Below are 18064 nucleotides of genomic sequence, written 5' to 3' on the forward strand. Positions count from 1 at the left end.
ATAGATGATGAATTCATAAAAAATCGAAAAGTTCTCTTTTCCGTCATTCCGGCGAAAGCCGGAATCCAGTAAATTCAATGCGTTCTGGATGCCGGATCAAGTCCGGCATGACGATTTCGAGACTTTTTACGAGATTGTCATATATCAATGGCTACAAAAAAAAAGCTAAAAACTGGTTTTACAACCGGCGCTGCTGCTGCTGCTGCTGCAAAGGGGGCTCTTTTACTGATTTTAACCGGCGAAAAACCTTGTAGTGTTCAAATAGAGCTTTTAACCGGAGACAATATCATTATTCCCGTATTTACCTGTATATCCCAGGGAGAAAATAAGGCAAAATGTACGGTAATAAAAGATGCGGGGGATGATCCTGATATAACGCATAAGGCGGAAATTGGAGCGACTGTTACATTGCTGGACAATGGAAATCATGGAAGTGTATCTATAACAGGGGGAAAGGGTGTCGGCATGGTCACAAAGCCGGGTCTTGAAATCGAACCCGGAGAACCTGCAATAAATACGGGCCCCAGAAAAATGATTACGCAGGCTGTTGCGGGGCTATTAAAAAAATACAATAAAAATAAACTTGTAAAAGTCGAAATCTTTGTGCCTGAAGGGGAAAAACTGGCTGAAAAGACTTTGAATGCAAGGCTGGGCATCCTTGGCGGGATTTCTATTCTTGGAACAACAGGTGTAGAGAGGCCCATGTCTCATGATGCCTATGTTGCGACGATAAGGTTGTCCCTGTCTGTTGCAAAGGCTTTTGGCCTAAAAAGTGTGGTGCTTACAACCGGCCGTCGCAGCGAAAGATTTGCCCAGGCTTTGTTTGAGAATCTTCCTGAAGAGGCTTTTATACAGATAGGTGATTTTTTCAAGATCTCTCTTGAGGATGCATCAAAAAACGGTTTTAAAAAAATCATTCTTGCTGCTTTTTTTGGAAAGGCGGTAAAGATGGCACAAGGGGTGCCCCACACTCATGCTGCCAGATCAAGTTTGAGTATGAAGAAGCTTTCAGACTGGTCATTTGAAATCACAAAAAAACGGGAATTTGCGGAAAAGATATTATCTGCAAATACAGCAAGGCACGCGTTTGATTTTATTATCAATGAACACCCTCAAATTATTTCCTGCGTAGGAAGAAAAATGGTTAAAGCTGCCAGGATGTTTGCGGGTTCTGATATTGATATACAGGGTATTATCTTTGATTTCAGCGGGGATGTTGTATTTGATTCAGATGTCATGGGGTTAAAACAAACATGAAACAGGTATCTATAATCGGAATGGGGCTTACTCCCGAAGATCTTACCGCAAAGCACCTGAAACTGATAAAAGATGCCGATGTCCTGGTAGGAGGAAAACGGCATCTTGAGTATTTTAATGATCATGCGGCAGATAAAAAGGAGATCAACAAAGATATTAAAGAGGTTATCCGTTATATAAAAACCAGGATGCGCAAAAAAAATGTTGTAGTGCTTGCATCAGGTGATCCGCTGTTTTTTGGTATCGGTTCCTTGCTGATCAAGTCCATAGGGGCTGACAATGTTGTAATATATCCAAATATTTCTACTGTTGCTGCGGCTTTTTCCAGAATAAAGGAGCCATGGAATGATATCTCAGTCGTAAGCTTGCATGGCAGGAATAGTGAAAGAGAACTTTTCAGCAGACTTGACAAAAATGAAAGCATAGCTGTTTACACGGATTCACAAAAAAATCCCGCATGGCTTGCAAGGCGTTTGCTTGAAAAGGGGATTAAAGGCATAAAAATGTGTATTTTTGAGCAGCTTGGAACTGAATCTGAATGTTTTGACTGGTATGAACCAGGCCAGGCTGCGGATATGAATTTTTCACAGCCCAACCTGATTATATTAAAACAACATCCTTTTCAGCCTGAAGGAAATAAGGATCTTCACCTTGGCATGCCGGATAACCGGTATGAATATCAGAAAGGTCTTATTACAAAATCAGAGGTTCGCGCTATTACAATTTCCAGACTTTGTCTTTTAAATGATCATATATTGTGGGATCTGGGAGCAGGTTCCGGTTCTATTTCGATCGAAGCATCTCTTTTTATAAAAAAGGGGAAGATATTTTCGGTTGAGCAGAATTTGAGCAGGATCAACAATATAAAGGCTAATAAAAAACAATATAAAGTAAAAAACCTGGAGATTGTCCAGGCTGTTCTTCCAGACGGTCTTGAGAATTTACCTGAGCCTGACCGGATATTTATCGGTGGTGGAGGCAGGGACCTGGTGAAAATCATAGATACAGCTTCAGAGTATCTAAAGCCAGGCGGAGTTATGGTTATAAATACCATTATCCTGTCGAATGTTGAAGCTGCTCTTAAGACACTTAAAAGCAGGGGATTTAAAACAGATATTGTTTTAGTCCAGATTCATCGGGGACAGGATATGCCATGGGGAGAGCGGCTTGAAGCGTTGAATCCTGTATGGATAATTTCCGCAAGAACATATTAAAAAGATGATGTTCATCTTTTTTAAGGTATTCTGCCAATTTATAAACTGGTGGAGCGAAGCGATTTCATCATTCGATGTTCAACGTTCGATGTTCGACGTTCATCTTTTTTTTGTGTCTTTGCGCCTTTGCGTGAGATATTTCTTATAAAAGTAGAATATGAAAACTAAATCACCTATTAAAAATCAAGATGAACGTGTCCGGCATCCTGTAATATTTGCAGGGGCAGGGCCTGGTGATCCCGAATTGATAACGGTTAAGGGACAACGCGCGCTTGCTGATGCCGATCTTGTCATTTATGCGGGTTCTCTTGTGCCTGAGGCTGTATTAAAGTGGACAAAACCGGAAACAAGGGTTTTAAACAGCGCTTCCATGCATCTTGAAGAGATTATAGATGAAATTGAAAAAGCGTATAAAAAAGGAAAACATGTAGTTCGCCTTCATGCTGGAGACCCGAGTCTTTATGGCGCCATATTTGAACAGATGGCAAAGCTGGATAAAAAATCTATTCCCTGTAAGGTTATTCCCGGAGTAACTGCTGCATTTGCCGCTGCCGCAGCCATGGGAATAGAATATACTCTGCCTGAACTTTCACAGACACTTATTTTAACCCGTATGGCCGGTCGAACACCTGTGCCTGAAAATGAAGCACTGGAATTACTTGCAGAGCATAAAGCTTCCATGGCGATTTACCTTAGCATATCCATGGTTGATAAAGTGGCGAGGGTTCTTGAAAAAGCATATGGAAAACATGCTGCATGCGCGGTTGTTTATCGTGTCAGTCAGCCTGAAGAAAAGATTATTTTTACAAGCCCCGGAGAGTTGCCGGAAATAGTGAGAAAAGAGAAGATAACAAGACAGGCTCTTATTATCATCGGAAAAGCGCTGGATATCGGCAAACACAAAGAAAAATATAAATCAAAATTATATGACAAGAATTTTTCACACGGGTTTAGAAAGAAAAAAAATAACAGGATCGCCTTGTGGGCCATTACGCCCAAAGGCGTACTGATTGCCCGGAAAATCGCAGAGAATCTGCCTGATGCAAGATTGCACCTTTCTGCTGATCTGAACATAAATGATATTTCGGCTTCTTGTTTTGAAAGACTATCCGATGCTGTATCCAGTAACTTTCATGCATACACAGGACATGTTTTTATAATGTCAACCGGAATTGTAGTCAGGCTTATTGCTTCCTGTATCAGGAACAAGACAACGGATCCCGCAGTTGTGGTACTTGATGAAATCGGCAGGCATGCTATAAGTCTTGTTTCCGGTCATCTGGGCGGGGCCAATTCCCTTGCGATAAAGGTTGCCGGGTTAATAGGGGCTGAACCCGTAATAACCACGGCTACCGATGTGAACCAGGCGCCTGCTATTGATGTGCTGGCAAAACAGCACAATCTTTTTATAGAAAACCCGGAAGCCATAAAAAATATAAACATGGCCTTTATTACCGGGAAAAAGTTTTATCTCCACGATCCATACAAACTTCTTTGTGACAGTATCAGCCCTGCACATATTCTTAAGGATTTTAAGAAAGGACAAATTACGGAAAATGAAGATATCCCCGGTGTGTTTATAGATGACGTGCTGGCCGATCTTTCAAAAAAGATGCTGATATTAAGACCTGGATCACTTGTCGCAGGAATCGGATGCAACAGAAACACAAGCATGAAGGAGATTAAAGAATTTCTTAAAGAAGTACTTGAAGAATCGAAACTTGCCATAGCCAGTGTGATACGTATGGCAACGATTAGTTTAAAAGCTGATGAACCCGGGCTTATAGCCCTTGCAGAAGAACTCAAGCTTCCCATTAGTTTTTACGACAAGGAAGAGTTAAACAAGGCAGACGGCATTAAATCACCATCCGACATGGTGGAAAAACATACAGGAGTAAAAAGCGTATGCGAAGCAGCAGCAATTCTTGCGTCAAAAAACGGGAAACTGATTGTGCCAAAACATTCGACCAGAAATGTCACAGTGGCCATCGCCAGAATACCCTTTATATCGTAGGGATAGGCCCGGGAAGTTATGAGCATTTATCCAAACGGGCAACCGATGTTCTTGAATCCGTGGATACTGTTGCAGGATATACCACCTATATAGAGCTGATCCGCCCTTTTATTAAAGACAAGAATGTAATCAGCACGCAAATGACCAAAGAGGTTGAACGTGTGAGAGCCGCCATTGATGTTGCTCTTGCAGGAAGATCATGCGCAATTGTTTCAAGCGGTGATCCAGGGATTTATGCAATGGCCGGGCTTGTTTTTGAGATATGCAAAAAGGATAATATCCGGGTAATACCTCCTTTTGCAAGGGGGATGGCATTAAATGAAAAGTCCGCGTTAACAGTCGAAGTTGTTCCGGGAATACCCGCGCTCTGCGCCGGCGCCTCCCTTCTTGGAGCGCCATTAAGCCATGATTTCGCGGCCATAAGCTTAAGCGATCTTTTGACCCCCTGGGAACTCATTGAAAAACGTATTGAAGCTGCTGCAAGCGCGGATTTTGTAATTGTTTTGTATAACCCTAAAAGTAAACGAAGAAACAGGCAGCTCGAGACAGCACAGAAGATTATATTAAAATACAGGGATAAAAAGACCCCTGCCGGAATTGTTGTAAGCGCCATGAGAAAAGATGAAATGGTAACGATTGTTCCCCTTGAAGATCTTCACAAGGCAGACGTAAACATGCAGACAATAATCTTTATCGGAAACAGCACATCGTTTACTTACCTGGATTTTATGGTTACACCAAGAGGGTATAAAGATAAGATATGAAGAAGGATGAGAAATTTCTTTTTCATGAACTGAAAACAAGATTCGCTGAAGCGGTCAGCAGAAATAGGGGAGACGGGATACTTTTTTCCGGCGGGCTTGATTCCGCGCTTGTGGCTGCCTATTCAACAAACTGTAAGGCCATCTCGGTCGGGCTTGAGTCATATGGAGAAGATCGGTATTATGCCGGAGAAGTGGCAAAGTATCTCAAGCTGGACCATTACCACAAGACCGTTAAAATTGAAGAGACCCTTGCCGCCATACCAAAAGTCATAAAGACACTCAAAAGTTTTGATCCGGCTATTCCAAACGATATAACAGCCTGCCTGGGAATCAAACACGCGAAGGATACAGGCATAAAGAGCTTGATGACAGGCGATGGAAGTGATGAACTTTTTTTAGGGTATAATTTCATGCTGAATAAAAAAGATTTAAGAAAATACCTGGATCGAATGTATCGTACAATGCGATTTAGTTCCAATAAAATAGGGGAAAACCTGAAGATTAACATAAAACAGCCATTTCTGGATAAAGAGTTCATGGATTTCAGCCAAGGTATTGATGCTGACCTTAAGATCAGAAGAGAAAACGGAAAAACCTGGGGAAAGTGGATACTGAGAAAGGCATTTGAAGATGTGTTGCCGCAGGAAATATTATGGCAGAGCAAGAGACCTCTTGAGGTTGGCTCAGGTATGACAAAGCTAAGAAATATTATTGAATCAATGGTGACTGATGAGGATTTTGAGACCGGCAAAAAAAGTTTTCCAATAACATTCCGGAACAAGGAACATTTCTATTATTACCGTATCTACCGGGAGGTGGTTGGAGAAATACCTGGTCCTCAAAAAGATGAAAAAACATGTAAGAGCTGCGGCGCTGGAATGGATCAAAGCGCTTTTCACTGTAGAGTCTGCGGGGATGTTATAGAATGGAAGAAAACAAGAAACTAAACGCTTTTATTTCCTGGAGCGGAGGAAAGGACGCGGCTCTTTCTTATTACAGGGCGATGAAAGATTTTCACATAACCCATCTTTTGAATATGGTTGCTGAAGACGGTCTAATATCCCGATCCCACGGTATCAGGACGGAAATATTAAGGTTGCAGGCCGAGGCAATGGGTATTACGATAGTTCAGCCGAGAAGCTCCTGGGAAACATACGAGGCTGAATTTAAAAGGGCCCTGTCCGGCTTGAAGGATAAAGGGGTTAAAGCAGGCATCTTCGGGGATATCGATTTTGAAGGACACAGGGAATGGGTGGAAAGGGTCAGCAGAGAATCGGACATGGATGTTGCCTTGCCCCTGTGGGGAGAAAAGAACAGAAAAAAGATCATAGAGGAGCTGATAGAAAGCAGGTTTAAAGCCGTTGTTGTGGCTACCGGAAAAGATTTGCTGGGTCCGGAATGGCTGGGGCGCATGATTGATCATGATTTTGTCAAAGATATCTCGAAAATCAAGGGGGTTGATATCTCCGGTGAAAACGGGGAATATCATACTTTCGTGGTATCCGGGCCGATATTTAAGAAAAGGATCAACATCATAAAATCTGAAAAAATTACCCGGGACAAGCGCTGCTTTCTTGACATATCGGAGTGTGAATTAGTAGAAAACTTGTAATTAGTTAGCCACGGATTCACACAGATGAACACAGATAGGTTTAAATACAAAGAAATTATAGAACATCAATCGGTGATGATCAGCGTAGATCTGTGGCTGAATATTTATGAAAAGTTAACAATAGAAAAAAGAGTAATTCCATAATGACAGCGGCGGTTTTTCTTGGAGCATATATCGTTGATATAATAATCGGCGATCCTCGCTGGTTTCCTCATCCAGTGGTTATCATCGGCAAGTTTGTGAGGTTTTTAGAGGATAAGATTCGCGGCACTTCACTTATTGATAAAAGAAAGGGCGGAATAATTCTTTGGTTTGCCGTTGTTATCCCTGTTTATTTAATCACCTGGGGGGCGGTGGAAGGATGTCTCTTTATAAACCCCTTGTTCGGCACAATTATAACGGTTCTGCTTGCATCCTTTACTTTGGCGACCAGGTCTCTTTATGATGAAAGCAAAATTGTTTTAAATGCCTTGAACCGTGGAAACATGGAACAGGCAAGAAAGAACCTCTCCATGATCGTTGGGAGAGATACAAGAGACCTTGATGAAAAAGAGATCTTCCGGGCTGTTATCGAAACAATATCGGAAAACCTGTCCGACGGGATTATTGCTCCCATGTTCTACCTTGCCATAGGCGGCGTTCCCCTTGCCATGGCCTATAAGGCAATCAATACACTTGATTCAATGGTAGGATATAAAAATGCCGATTACAGGGATATTGGTTGGTTTTCCGCTAAAATGGATGATATGTGGAACTGGATACCGGCAAGACTCTCCGGGTTTTTTATTGTGATTGCCTCATTTGTTCTGATATACAACTGGAGGGATTCCTGGAAAATTATGAGAAGGGACGGCAGAAACCACTCAAGCCCAAACAGCGGCATGCCGGAGGCAGCGGCAGCCGGAGCCCTGAATATACAGTTGGGAGGAAAGATTCAGTATTTTGGAAAAATTTCTCACAAACCAACGATCGGCAACAGGATAAAAGAAATAGATAAAGATGATGTAAAAAAGGCATGGTTTATCATGCTCTCATCATCCCTCTTGATGACCGTTGTCTGTGTGACGACACTATGGATGATACAGTAATAAAAAGAGATCATGGCGGCAATGTTAGTGAGATTTCAAGAATCTGCGGAATCGATGAAGATAAAATCATCGACTTCAGCGCCAATATAAATCCGCTTGGATATCCGCCAGGGTTAAAAGAAACGATAATTAAAGAATTTGATTCCATATTAAATTATCCTGATATTGATTCATTTGATCTTGTTTCAAAGTTGTCGGAATACCATGGCATTAGTCGGGATTATATCCTTGCGGGGAACGGTTCCACCGAATTTATATACTGGATACCGATCCTGTTTAAACCTGAAAAAGCCCTTATTGTTACACCTGCCTTCAGTGAATACGAAAAGGGCCTTAAGATGGTCGGCACAAAAGTTTCATACTTCCAGACAGATGAAAAAGAAGATTTTTCCGTTGATATTGCCCGGCTTTGCAAACGTTTAAGAGATGGTTTTGATATCGTCTATTTTTGCAACCCCGCAAACCCTACCGGAGCTTTTATGTCAAAGGAAAATCTTTGCGGCATTATAGCTTGTGCGCAGGAAGCGGGAACATTATTTGTAATTGATGAGGCTTTTATAGATTTTGCAGAGCAGGGGTCTGTAAAAAAAGAGGTTTTAAGGTTTTCCAATCTGATAGTCTTAAGATCGATGACGAAATTTTTTGCTATCCCGGGCCTGCGGATAGGCTATGTGATTGCTTCCACGCCATGTATCGCAAAAATCAGGGAAACCAGACCACCGTGGGCGGTTAATTCGCCTGGACAAAAAGCTGCTGCTGTTGCCCTTTCAGACAGGGGTTATATCATGGATACGAGGCAATATATAACAGATGAAAGAGAGTTTTTAATGGCCTCGCTAAGTGAAATCCCAGGCCTTAAGATTTATAAAAGTGTGGCGAACTTTCTTCTCGTGTTCATGGATAACAGAATCAGCTTAAATTCCAGGGAGCTTAGAGACAGCCTGGCAAAAAACGGGGTGCTGATAAGGGATTGCAGTACATTTCAGGGCATGGGAGACCGTTATTTTCGTGTGGCTGTTAAAAAACATGAGCAGAATATAATTCTTGTCAAAAACTTGAAACAGGTCGCAAAATAAGGAGCTATGATTATATGAAAAAGATTGAAGCAAGAGTACAATTGATCCGTTATACCGGCGCTCCGGAGGAGCTGATAGCTTCTGCTGCCAAGCTCTGTTACGCAGAAGACACGGAAACAATTTTTGACCAGAAACCGGAGCAGGCAAAGAAGTTTGTTGGAATGTTGCGTAATATGGGACATATGAGTCCGATTGAGCATGCTGTTTTTACGTTTTATATCGAGGGAGTATCACGGGCAATGACCCACCAGCTTGTCCGGCACAGACTGGCCAGCTATTCGCAGCGGAGCCAGCGATACGTGACACACGGTGGTTTTGATTATATCATTCCGCCGCAGCTTAAAGGAAAGAAGGTTAAAGATAAAGGCGCAGATGTGGATGCTGAAAGGTATTTTGAGGAGACAATGGAATACCTGGCTGAGCGTTATGTTAAGCTCAATGAGGCCTTGGGAGATAAGGGGGAATCAAGTAATGAGGATGCCCGCTATATTCTTCCAAATGCCTGTGAGACCAAAATTCTGATGACCATGAACGCCAGAGAGCTCCTGCATTTTTTTGGAGAGAGGCTCTGCATGCGCGCTCAGTGGGAAATCCGCGGCGTTGCCGACCAGATGCTGATGCTTGTGAGAGAGGTATGTCCAAGTGTTTTTGATGGGGTGGGCCCAAAATGCATACGTCTTGGGAAATGCCCTGAAAAAAAGATGACATGCGGGGAGTTTGAAAAAATAAAACAACGCTATGCAAAATTAGAGGGATCGGGGACAATAAGGAAAAAATAATCAATAATTAATTGTTAAGTTAGTGCTTATGACCCCTGAACCCGATCTCCTATTGATTGGATGATTGGAGAAAAATAATGCTGGAAATATTCATTAAAGGAGGACCTGTGATTTATTCACTTTTGGCCTGTTCGATTCTTGTTTTTTGACATATTCAGGGAAAAGTGTAGCTTTAAAAATTGGTTTTAGGTGCCTTTAAGGCATAAAAGGAAATCCCGTGAAAATCGGGAGCGAGCCCGTCGCTGTAATCGGGGACGAAAACCGCAAAATGTCACTGTCCAGTTTAAGCTGGATGGGAAGGCGCGGTAAGTAGTGTGATCCGAGAGTCAGAAGACCTACCTGAAACATTGTTTGGCAACCTCGCGGACAAGGGGGGGGCTATTCATTAAAAATCTGAGGATAAAAAAGGGATATCCCCGGATCGATTAATTTCGATTCGGGGATTTTTTTTGTGAGGGAAGAAAGGAGGTTTCTTTGAAACGTTTTATTTTGTTTACGGCTGTTTTTTTCTGTGGTTTTTTGCTGGTTCTTTCATCGGTAAACAGAGCATCGGCCCAAAATGGAGATAAAGAGGTCTATAAGCTGGAAGAGGTTGTTGTAACCGCCACCCATAAAATGAAGATGCTGGATACACCGATGAGTATTTCCATTATAACAGCCGGGGAACTGGAAGAAATGGGCGCGAAAAATATTGCTGAAGCCCTCAGAAAACTACCCGGTGTTATAGATGTAAGTGCTAAAGACGATGCCGTAGCCATACGCGGCATTCAGTCCTCCATGGCTGGAGGACCTGTAATACTTATTGATGGAGTTTCCCAGAAGATAGGTGATTACAGGTTTGATCAGTTCAGTTTTATACCTGTCTCACAGGTCGAGCGGATTGAGGTCCTTCGTTCTGCCGGAATCACCTATGGCCCTGGTTCCGCACGGGGTGTTATCAATGTCATTACCAAAAAAAGCAAAAAAGCCAAGCCAATTAACCTTGATATTTCAGGAAGTTACGGTTCGTGGAACACTCATAATGAATATGCAGGATCATCCGGCAAGGTGAATCAATGGGATTATTTTGTAAATGCCGCAAATTACAGCACTGACGGGTATAAAGAGGAAAAGCAAAACAGAACCTCCGGCCTTTTGAAATTTGGCTGCAACCTGTCTGAACAAACCCGTCTTGGCATCAGCGGCAATATTCTAAAAAATCAACATGATACTGCATATGGTCTCTGGAAATATGATTATCAGCTGCAAAATTATCGGAGAGATATTCATTTCCCAAAAAGCGAAACAGACCAGAAGCTGATCTGGCATAATAAAACAGACCAGGATGTATCAATCTATGCCCTTGAGTTTTCCCATAAAGATTCTGAACTTTTTATGGATTCAGTACTCTCTTATACGAATTATAAGGAAACATATATAGATAATCATGACCTTTTTACCTCGCCAAGCACTTCGCGTGGCGAAATCGATGATAAAGACCAGGACACATATACCTTCACAGTGTCAGGAGGCTATAATTTTGAGTTTGGAGATGTCGGTTATACTCCGACTATTGGTTTAAACGTAGAAAATATCGAATTTTGCCAGCGCAGAACATACCCTTTGGATCCAACCATAAGTACTGCCGCATATGATTTTGATATTTATGAACAACAATACGGCCTGTTTTGGGATAATGACTTTCTTTTTGGGAAAAAATGGGGCTTGAAAATCGGGGCACGTGTGGATGAGGCAGAACTTAAATTTGAAGACAGAGTCCCGAATAAGGTTGACGTGGACGAGACTATGTATAGCTGGTCCGTGGCCCCTTCCTGCCACTTCAACGACAAGGCTAACGTATATGTTTCTGCAGGAAAAAATTACTGGTTCCCGACACCGAGGTATTATGCCTGGGCAGCGGAAAAAGGCGGTAATGAGAATCGGCCGGAAGACCTGAAGCCTGAAGAGTCCCTGACATATGAAATCGGATACAAACATATGATCCACAGGGTTTTTAATATCAATCTCACCGGATTTTTTACAGAATATAAAGATAAATTTGCCGGTTATTACGAAGGCTCAATCTGGAAAGGGATGAAAAATACAGGTGAAGCGGAAATAAAAGGGGTTGAACTGGAAGCAGGTGGACGAGTGCTCCCCTGGTTCGGTTATCGTTTTTCCGGAACCTATCTCAATGCTGAATGGACAAAGGGAGAAATGCGTGTTTATGACCATCCGTCAAATACGCTGGTTTTAAAGAATATTGAGGGATATGATATCATCCACATTCCCCAATACACGTATGTGGCCGGACTGGATTTTTATCCTCTGGAATGGCTTAAATGCAGTATGGATATCAATTATTATGGGTCATATTACGTGGATTATCTAAACCGGATTAAATACCCATCAAAGGCTACTGTTGACGCCAACATGTCTTACAGTTTGAAAAATTGGAAGTTTTGGCTGCTCGGCAAAAACATCTTTGATGAAGAGATTGAAAATGTTCAGAACTCAACGGGCAAACTTACGGCGGCTAATGGTGAACCCAAGAACGCCTACTATGTCAAGGACGGAGCATATTTTGAAGCGGGCGTGAGTTATCATTTTTAGGAAAGGGGAGGTCAATTTCAATGTTAAAACAACTATGGATAACCGGTATTCTGATCGCCTTTTCTGTTTTTGGGATAAAAGTGGGCTTGGGTCTGGGGGCTCAGATATACAACAGGACCGTGCCCCCTGGTAAAAAAGTCATTTTTCTTGTTGGATGCTTTTTTATCTATCTGATCCTTTTCTTTTGCCTGTATTATGTGATTACCCGTTTTAATTTATTAAATTATCTGGATCGGTTTGTAAATATGCTTCAATACGGCATGCTGCTTCATTTAGCAGTGGCTCTGGGGCTTCTTCTCTGGGGAGGCATGCTCCTTCAAAACCCTGCCGAAAATAAGCATCTTCCCCTTCGGGCCAGCTTGCTCCTGATTTTGCCCTGCCCGGTATGCGCAACGGTGATCCTGCTCAACCTCACCTTTGCCTATTCGCTTTTTACCTTATCACCGCTTTTAACCACGTTAACCCTTTTTGCCCTTTTCAGCAGCATAATTTTTGTTACATCTGCTATTATTTTCCCGTTTCGCCATAAAATCGGTTCCGGGAATTCTTTTCTGGGCTTATCCATGGCTTTAGTTGCCCTTTACTTTCTTTTTACAGTTATCATCGCACCGATTTACCCGGAAATAAAGGCTGCGTTTACCATGGCCACTTCCAACAGCCCGGTAAGTCAGGTAGACCTTTTTTACACGGCTATTTTAGGAGTGATTGTCTTTATTCTTGGATGTGCCGGATTCATAAAGACTTACATTGCAAAAGGAGGAATTAAGTGAATATCTTTCCCGCGTTTCAAACTATCCTGTACACAATTTCAACCGCCCTGCTCTATCCGGTGGTGATCATGCTCATTTTTCTGTGTCTTTGGCTGATTGTGTATGCTGGAGGATTTCTGGCTGAACTGGTAAAACGGAAACGTTTTCGTTCCGATAAGCACCTGGCGAATTTTTTGGAGGATATTAAAAAAGCAGAACGTTTACCTCCTGAACTATCCGAAAATCTACCTCTTCACGTTACAAGCTATGCAAATGAACTAAACAATATTGTCCATGGTGGTATTCTGTTCCGTGATGAAAAAGTTGAAGATCTGAATCAACGGAAGGAACATTCACTTACAAGGGAGGTTGATAAGATACGTCTTATCGTACGCATAGGGCCGAGTCTGGGTCTTATGGGAACATTGATTCCTATGGGCACCGGCCTGGCCGGATTAACTCAGGGGAATATGGCCCAGCTTTCATCCAGCCTTATTCTGGCCTTTACTACAACTGTTGTGGGCTTGGCTCTTGGAATTACGGCCCATTTATTTTCAGTTGTCAAAGAACGCTGGGTTATCGAAGATATGCGCTACATAAACCTGATAACAGAAGCTATGACTAAAAATATTAAGGACTATCCGGATAATGAAATACCTGAAAAATAGCCGCCTGGGACGTTTGGGAAAAGCAAAACAGGAAGATCCTTTGCTCGGTGTAGCGAATCTTTTTGACGTGGCGCTTGTCTTTATTGTGGCGCTCCTTCTTTCCCTCATGGCAACTTACCAGATTTTGGATTTCTTCTCTGAAACGAGCGAAATAACTATTATAAAGAAGAATGAAGACGGACAAATGGAAATTATTACCAAAAAAGGCAAAGAGATTAAGGTGGAAAAAGTAACCGACAGGAAAATCGGCGGAGAAGAAGGAACCAAACTAGGGACGGCTTATCAACTAAAGAATGGGAGGATGATTTATGTGCCGGAAGAGTGAGCTTATAAATCAGAGGTTGGAAGTCAGAGGCCTGAAGCGAAAAAACAGGCTGCTATGGACATGTATAATTGTCCTCTGTCTATGTATTTCGCTATCTTTTCAGGCGATTGCGCAGGACAAAGAGAAAATTACCCTGCTTGTAGGCGCATCCAATTCCTGCAAGGTAAGCGATGCTATTTCCGATGTAGTTAAAATCCCTGAAGCAGCCGGTAGTTATGACTTTTATTTTTATACCAATAAGGATTTAGAAGAGGGAAAGATCGACCCAAAGATTATTGCCCAATCCAGGATTCTCGTTGTTGATGATATGCATCGAAAATTGGCGGATTATTCCCTGAAAAATGCGGATTTCGAAAAAACAAAGGTTTACGGCCTCTGCGGCGCAGCAAAAGAACCGGGAAAAATCATCTCTGACCCCAAAGTAAAACAATATTATAATCCTGCAACAAGCAAAAATATCAGGAATCTCCTCCTTTTTCTTCTTAATCGTGATTGCGGTCTTGATATTAACTACGAAGAACCAAAGACTTTGCCTGAAACAGGTATCTTTCATCCGGAAAGTGATAGAATCTTTACGAGATTTGAAGAATATCTTTCCTGGTATAAAGAAAAAGGGTTCTATAAAAAAGATGGTTTCTGGGTAGGAATACCTGATTTATCTTCTTATGCTTTTCCTGGGGAAACAGGAGAAATCGTAAGTTCCCTTATTCGCGATCTGGAAAAATATAATATTAATGTCCTTCCTGTTTATTCCCGTCCATCACATCTTGCCCTAAAAAAATTCTTTTTTGATGAAAATGGAAACAGCCGGGTTGATATCATCTGCGCCTTTTCCTTTAAGTTCTCATCCGTTGATAATGAGAATACAATAAACAATTTAATGAAATTGGGAGTTCCCCTTTTAAACGTCATTAGAATACCATATCAAACTATTCCCGAATGGAAAGAATCCACCCAGGGTCTGGGACCGATGGTAATTTCGTATGCAATATGCTTCCCTGAATTTAATGGACTGATAGAACCTTCTGTTTTAGGTGGAAAACTGGATCTGAAAGATGAACGCACCGGCAAAGAGGCTTACGTGCATAAGCCTATCGCAGAAAACATTGAATTTTTCGTTAAACGAATAAAAGCCTGGAGGAACCTTCAGACAAAAGCAAACAAAGACAAGAAGATTGCTATTATTTATTACAACCATACCCCAGGCAAGCAGAATGTAGGGGCAACTTATCTTAATGTCTTTAGAAGTTTAGAGGTTCTTTTAAAAAGAATGAAAGAAGATGGTTATGCCATTAATGGAGAGCTTCCTTCAGAAGAAGACATTAAAAATCTTGTTTTAAAAAGCGGTCGTAATATCGGCTCCTGGGCTCCAGGGGAACTCGATGAATTGGTCGGGACCAAAAGGGTTGTCCGGCTACCTGTCTCTGAATATTTGCAATGGTGTAAAGAGATAAATGGGGACTACAGGAAGAAATTAGAAGCCGAATGGAACAATGTAGAAGATTCAAAAATTATGATTAAGAATAAAGAGATTATTATTCCTTGCATAGACTTAGGCAATGTCATCCTTCTTCCCCAGCCATCAAGGGGTTGGTGTGACGACCCGATAAAACTATATCATTCCACCCAGCTCTGGCCTCATCATCAATACACTGCCTTTTATCTCTGGCTGAAAAAGAAGTTTGGAGCAGATGCCATTATTCATCTCGGCACACACGGCACCCATGAATGGCTTCCCGGTAAACAGGCCGGCTTAAGCCAATCCTGCCCTCCCGAAGTTCTTATCCAGGACATGCCTAATCTTTATCCCTATATCATGGATGACACAGGAGAAGGAATACAGGCTAAACGCCGAGGAAGAGGAGTAATTATTGATTATCTTATTCCGGCAATGAAAAAGGCAGGGGCTTACGAAGAATATGGTGATTTAGCCGGCCTTATTGGTGAATATAACGATGCTCTTACTAAAGACAAGACCTTAGCCGGGGAAAAATTGAAGAGGATTGAAGTACTGGTGACAAAATTAGGCATTGATAAAGACCTTCTTCTCAAGGAGATAGACGAAGAGGCGGTTGAGGAAATTGAACACTATCTTATTGAACTGCAGGAAAATAATATTCCCTACGGACTTCACACGTTTGGAATTTCGCCTGAAGGCGAGGCAATGGCGGAGTTTGGCCGGATAATTAAAGAAAGAAATAAAGACCTTGCTTTGAACGAAATTAAGAAAAAACTGGGTCTCTGCTCTTTAGAGATAGAGAGACTCATTGCCGGTCTTGAGGGGAAATATATTCCTCCAGGTGAAGGCAACGATCCTTTGAGAAATCCCGAGGCTATCCCTACAGGGAAAAACTTTTACGGTTTTGACCCGAAAAAGGTCCCTTCAAGGGACGCTTACAGCTTAGGGAAAAAGATGGCCGAGGGTATGATAGAAAAATATCTTAAGGAGAAAGGAGAGTATCCGGACAAAATCGGACTCATCCTCTGGAGCATAGAGTTGCAGCGGAATGAAGGGACGCAGGTAGGGACAGCTCTTTACCTTTTAGGGATGAAGCCTGTCTGGGATAAAAATGATAAAGTAATCGGGGTTGAGCCTATCCCTGGAGCTATACTTAAGCGGCCCAGGATAGATATTCATATTCAGGCTTCCGGACTTTTTAGAGACTGCTTTCCCAATGTTATTTTGCTTCTGGATGAGGCTGTGCGTCAGGCTTCCCAGCTCAAGGATGTGGAGAATTTTATCGCCGGACATAGCTTGAAGATAAAAGACTATCTTCTGAACAAAGGATATAACGAAGAAGAGGCGGAAAACTTAAGCAAAATAAGAGTTTTTGCTCCCAAACCAGGCAGCTATGGAACAACGGTGGAGGACCTTATTTCAAGCAGTGGATTATGGGAAAGCGATGATGAAGTTGCCGATGTCTTTATCAATTTTGTTTCTTTTGGATATGGCAAAGGTGTTTGGGGAAAACCCCTTAAATCTGCGTATAATAAAAATCTGGGGGATATTAAGATTACAATGCACACCAGGTCCAGTAACCTTTTCAGGAATATGGACACCGATGATGTGTTTGCATGTTTAGGAGGCCTTTCCCTGGCTGTAAAAAAGATAAGCGGCGAATATCCTGATGTTCTCATTTCCAGGCAGGAAGACAGAAAAAATCCCCATATAGAGGATATTGAAAAAGCCCTGGGAGAAGAGCTGCGCGCCCGTTATTTAAATCCTGAATGGATCGAAGGGATGAAAAAAGAAGGGTATGCAGGAGCCCGGGAGATGGATAAATTTGTGGAACATCTGTGGGGTTTTCAGGTCACAACTCCTTTTGCTGTTGATAAGACCAAGTGGGAACAGGTCTATGAGGTCTACATAAAAGATAAATACGGCCTTGACTTAAAAGAGTTTTTTGACAAAAACAACCCATGGGCCCTGCAATCCATATCGGCCCGGATGCTGGAAGCCGATCGTAAAAAATACTGGAAGGCCCCTGAAGAGATGAAGAAAAAACTGGCCCGAACCTATGCCATGAACGTAATCGAAAAAGGCGTTGCCTGCTGCGAGCATACATGCAACAATCCGATGCTCCAGCAGTTCGTTGCCAATATCATTTCATTATATGGCCTGCTTACCCCCCAGCAGTTAGACCAGTTCAAAACGGTAATTGCAAAAGCAACCGGCATGACCCAGGAAGAAAATGAAGCTAAGAGCAAAAAGACCAGGGAGAGTTTGAAAAAGACTATCGAGGAAATTCAAAAGGAAGAGAGCGTAAAAGCCAAAACAAAAGGGAAAAAGATTGAAGGTTTTGAGATGGTTGAAGAAAAACCGGAAGATACAAAAATAACCGCCTCCGGTTCGTCATGGGTAGTTATGGCCATTGTCATTGGCCTCCTGAGCCTTTTGGTCATCGGGTGGAGAAGAAAAATATAAA

14 protein-coding genes and 1 riboswitch are annotated in these 18064 nt (G+C 42.1%); all 14 genes read left to right on the forward strand.

Features of this window, described 5'->3' with window-relative positions:
* Positions 1–147 precede the first annotated feature (147 nt).
* The 14 genes from cbiD to VMW78_07700 all read left to right on the forward strand — a co-directional run bounded on the left by cbiD (position 148) and on the right by VMW78_07700 (position 18063).
* Positions 148–1257 (forward strand): cobalt-precorrin-5B (C(1))-methyltransferase CbiD, encoded by a 1110-nt coding sequence (gene cbiD / locus VMW78_07635; protein ID HUV50872.1) that lies wholly within the window; start codon positions 148–150, stop codon positions 1255–1257.
* Entirely contained in the window at positions 1254–2471 is a 1218-nt protein-coding gene (cbiE, locus tag VMW78_07640; GenBank protein ID HUV50873.1) for a precorrin-6y C5,15-methyltransferase (decarboxylating) subunit CbiE, read from the forward strand. Before cbiD ends, cbiE begins: the two co-directional genes overlap by 4 nt.
* 157 nt (positions 2472–2628) lie before the next feature.
* Positions 2629–4485, forward strand: coding sequence for a precorrin-4 C(11)-methyltransferase (cobM, locus tag VMW78_07645; GenBank protein ID HUV50874.1), 1857 nt, complete (start codon positions 2629–2631; stop codon positions 4483–4485).
* Positions 4377–5249, forward strand: coding sequence for a precorrin-3B C(17)-methyltransferase (gene cobJ / locus VMW78_07650; GenBank protein HUV50875.1), 873 nt, complete (start codon positions 4377–4379; stop codon positions 5247–5249). Before cobM ends, cobJ begins: the two co-directional genes overlap by 109 nt.
* Entirely contained in the window at positions 5246–6196 is a 951-nt protein-coding gene (locus VMW78_07655; GenBank protein HUV50876.1) for an asparagine synthase-related protein, read from the forward strand. Before cobJ ends, VMW78_07655 begins: the two co-directional genes overlap by 4 nt.
* A complete protein-coding gene (locus VMW78_07660; GenBank protein HUV50877.1) occupies positions 6175–6861 on the forward strand; it encodes a diphthine--ammonia ligase in 687 nt (228 codons plus the stop codon). Before VMW78_07655 ends, VMW78_07660 begins: the two co-directional genes overlap by 22 nt.
* Positions 6862–7004: 143 nt before the next feature.
* A complete protein-coding gene (locus VMW78_07665) occupies positions 7005–7949 on the forward strand; it encodes a cobalamin biosynthesis protein (protein HUV50878.1) in 945 nt (314 codons plus the stop codon).
* A complete protein-coding gene (cobD, locus tag VMW78_07670; protein ID HUV50879.1) occupies positions 7877–9025 on the forward strand; it encodes a threonine-phosphate decarboxylase CobD in 1149 nt (382 codons plus the stop codon). The genes VMW78_07665 and cobD overlap by 73 nt, the downstream gene beginning before the upstream one ends.
* Positions 9026–9048: 23 nt before the next feature.
* A complete protein-coding gene (gene thyX, locus VMW78_07675; protein ID HUV50880.1) occupies positions 9049–9804 on the forward strand; it encodes an FAD-dependent thymidylate synthase in 756 nt (251 codons plus the stop codon).
* A gap of 170 nt (positions 9805–9974) precedes the next feature.
* Positions 9975–10162: riboswitch (cobalamin riboswitch) on the forward strand.
* 116 nt (positions 10163–10278) lie between these two features.
* Positions 10279–12396 carry a TonB-dependent receptor gene (locus tag VMW78_07680; protein ID HUV50881.1) on the forward strand — a complete coding sequence of 706 codons (2118 nt, stop codon included), beginning with the start codon at positions 10279–10281 and terminating at the stop codon, positions 12394–12396.
* Between the two features lie 20 nt (positions 12397–12416).
* Positions 12417–13166, forward strand: coding sequence for a DUF2162 family putative transporter (locus VMW78_07685; GenBank protein ID HUV50882.1), 750 nt, complete (start codon positions 12417–12419; stop codon positions 13164–13166).
* The gene (locus tag VMW78_07690; protein HUV50883.1) at positions 13163–13813 is read left to right on the forward strand and encodes a MotA/TolQ/ExbB proton channel family protein; all 651 of its coding nucleotides are present in this window, start codon (positions 13163–13165) and stop codon (positions 13811–13813) included. Before VMW78_07685 ends, VMW78_07690 begins: the two co-directional genes overlap by 4 nt.
* On the forward strand, positions 13794–14138 hold the full coding sequence (locus VMW78_07695) for a DUF2149 domain-containing protein (protein ID HUV50884.1): 345 nt from the start codon (positions 13794–13796) through the stop codon (positions 14136–14138). Before VMW78_07690 ends, VMW78_07695 begins: the two co-directional genes overlap by 20 nt.
* Positions 14122–18063, forward strand: a complete 3942-nt coding sequence (locus VMW78_07700; protein HUV50885.1) for a cobaltochelatase subunit CobN — start codon at positions 14122–14124, stop codon at positions 18061–18063. The genes VMW78_07695 and VMW78_07700 overlap by 17 nt, the downstream gene beginning before the upstream one ends.
* The last annotated feature ends 1 nt before the right edge of the window (position 18064 follow it).

This window comes from Anaerolineae bacterium, assembly GCA_035529315.1.
Taxonomy (GTDB): domain Bacteria; phylum Desulfobacterota; class Desulfobacteria; order Desulfobacterales; family ETH-SRB1; genus Desulfaltia.